2 protein-coding genes and 1 pseudogene are annotated in these 2,506 nt (G+C 65.0%); all 3 read right to left on the bottom strand.

Translation table 11 applies throughout. The features are described 5' to 3' along the window. Window positions 1-121: 121 nt before the first annotated feature. The gene (locus tag EN925_RS31635) at window positions 122-970 is read right to left on the bottom strand and encodes an aldo/keto reductase (RefSeq protein ID WP_127369515.1); all 849 of its coding nucleotides are present in this window, start codon (window positions 968-970) and stop codon (window positions 122-124) included. 143 nt (window positions 971-1,113) lie between these two features. Further along, window positions 1,114-1,746: a PQQ-binding-like beta-propeller repeat protein gene (locus tag EN925_RS31640; protein WP_013530712.1), complete on the bottom strand. Its 633-nt coding sequence runs from the start codon at window positions 1,744-1,746 to the stop codon at window positions 1,114-1,116. 33 nt (window positions 1,747-1,779) lie between these two features. Beyond that, window positions 1,780-2,506 (bottom strand): annotated as a pseudogene (locus EN925_RS31645) (helix-turn-helix domain-containing protein); the annotation flags it as partial.

A 2,506-nucleotide genomic window follows, 5' to 3' on the forward strand; every position in this document is an offset into this window, starting at 1 on the left:
GCAGTTGGATGGGTCCGGGATTTGAGGGGCGCAAGAAATTGGCGAAAGCCGCAAAGCTGCCAATCTCCCCCCTCGTGGGGGAGATTAGCAGTTTCGTTGCCAGCTCGTTAAAACTTACCTCTCAGAACAGGAACGCGGCTGTGGCGGGGTTGGGTCCGTTGCGGCCCTCGGGCGAATCCATGCCGCGGATCGTCTGCAGGTCCTGCGCATCCAGTTCGAAATCGAAGACATCGAAATTGGCGGCGATGCGATCCCTGCGGATCGACTTTGGAATGACGATCAGCCCCTCCTGGAGATGCCAGCGGATGATCGCCTGTGCGACGGACTTGCCATGTTTTTTGGCGATGCCTGCAATGGTCGGATCGCCGAGCAGCCGGCCGCTGCCCAGAGGGCTCCAGCTTTCGATACGGATGTCGTGCTTGGCATGAAAGTCCCTGACACCGCGCTGCTGGAACTGGGGATGCAGCTCGATCTGGTTGACGACGGGCGTCACACCGGTCTCGCCGATGATCCGCTCCAGATGGTCCTGGTTGAAGTTCGAAACGCCGATCGATTTGATGCGGCCGGCCTGCCTGAGTTCGACCAGCGTCTTCCAGGCCTCGACATATTTGTCCTGGCTGGGCACAGGCCAGTGGATCAGGAACAGGTCGATCTGTTCGACGCCGAGCTTCTCCATCGTCTCGTCGAAGGCGCGCAAGGCCGCATCGCGCTGGTGCGCGCCGTTGCGCAGTTTCGAGGTGATGAACAGCTCAGCCCGCGGCACGCCGGCACTGCGGATCGCCTCTCCGACCCCTTCCTCGTTCTGATAGCCTTCGGCGGTGTCGATCAGGCGATAGCCGGCCTCGATGCCCCAACCCACCACGTCGGCGGTGATGTCCTGGTCGACCTGCCACACACCGAGGCCGAGTTGGGGAATGGCGGAGCCGTCGTTCAATGCAATCTGTTCGGGCATGATGGGCTGTTCAGGCATGAGGGATCCTTTGCAAAGCTGGGCCGGGCGTCCGCCCGGCGCACAGCCTATCTAGGTCCGACAAGGGGCAACGGCCAGCCGACAGCGGACAAATTGCCGTGTGAAGTGCGCCTGCAAGTGTGACTTCGGCGTCGGCCGCATCCTCACCGCGGCCGGCGCACCGCCCGCACCACCCCGGCGGATGTGCTGCCGCAATAAAGGCGGTCGCCGCCATCGGATTCCAGCCCCGACACGCCCATCCCGGCCGGCATGTCGAGCTTCTCCAGAACCTTGCCTGATTTCGGGTCGACGCGGCGCAGGTCGCTCTGGTCGCCTTCCCAGGTGGCGTGCCACAGCTCGCCCTCGACCCATGTCACCCCGGTGACGAAGCGGTTGGATTCGATGGTGCGCAGGATCGCACCGGTTTCCGGGTCGACCTGGTGGATCTTGCGTTCGCGGTATTGTCCCACCCAGAGCGTTCCTTCGGCCCAGGTCAGCCCGGAATCGCCGCCACCACCGGGCGCCGGAATAGTCGCCAACACCTGGCCGGTATCAGGGTCGATCTTCTGTATCAGGTCGTTGGCAAGCTGGAAGAAATGCTGGCCGTCCCAGGCGGTGCCGGCATGCGCCGCGACATCGATCGAGCGCAGGTTCTGCCCGCTCTCCGGATCGAAGGCGTTCAGCTTCTCGCCCGAGGCAAACCAGACATTGCTGCCGTCAAAGCTCACCCCATGCACCCTCTCCACATCGGCAAAGGGTCCGTATTCGCGCAGGATTTCGGCCGTTGACTGTTTCATGTCCTTGTCCTCATTGAGATCCGATGTCACTTCCTAACCGTTCGGCAGCGGGGCCGGGAGTAACAAGGTGGTCGTGAATCCCACCAGTGGAGGCGTCATCCAGCGGCGCGCCCGGCCGTGACCGAAAAACTGCACCTTGCCGGCCTCGCCAAGCTGCTCCAACGCCCGCTGCACGCTGCGCTGCCCGGTGCCAAGCGCCAGCGCCAACGCCGAACTCGCCCAGGATTCACCGTCGGCAAGGAAAGCCAGCACCGCCGCGTGCCGCTCCTCGATCGGCCGCGCCAGCACCAGCACCTCGCGTGCCTGGCGCGGCGCCAGCGCGAAGCCCTGGCTGGTGGCGCCGATGTCGGCCAGGCTCCGCAATTCGGTGCGCAGCCGACCGATCTCGACCCGCAGCCGCGCCCGATGCGATTCATCGGCGTGCCTGCCGCCGAAGGCTTGCGCGATCAGCGTCGCCCTGGACACATCGCCTGGCCACGCTTCGGCGAGCGTACGGGCCAGCGCGAACAGAACCGGGCGCGTGGCCAGCGAGACCGTTTTCTCCTGTTGGCGCACGACATATCGGAAATTATCGACCAGCAGCGCCGGCGACGCCTGCAACGCCTCGACGTCCTCAAGCAGCAACGGGCGCTGCTCGCCAGCCGCGATCAGCCGTGCCGCCGGCGTGTCCAGCGCCAGGAATGCGCGGTCGACTTCAGCGATGAGCCCCGCAATGCCGGCCTGGCGGGCGGCGTGGCGTGCCCACTCCAACGCCCTGCGC

The organism is Mesorhizobium sp. M7A.F.Ca.US.006.04.2.1, assembly GCF_004022915.1.
GTDB classification, from domain to species: Bacteria; Pseudomonadota; Alphaproteobacteria; order Rhizobiales; family Rhizobiaceae; genus Mesorhizobium; species Mesorhizobium ciceri.

What these genes read in the sequence shown, in the direction of transcription:
- EN925_RS31635 (WP_127369515.1), bottom strand. Translation starts at nt 970, where the DNA reads ATGCCTGAACAGCCCATCATGCCCGAACAGATTGCATTGAACGACGGC.
- EN925_RS31640 (WP_013530712.1), bottom strand. Translation starts at nt 1,746, where the DNA reads ATGAAACAGTCAACGGCCGAAATCCTGCGCGAATACGGACCCTTTGCC.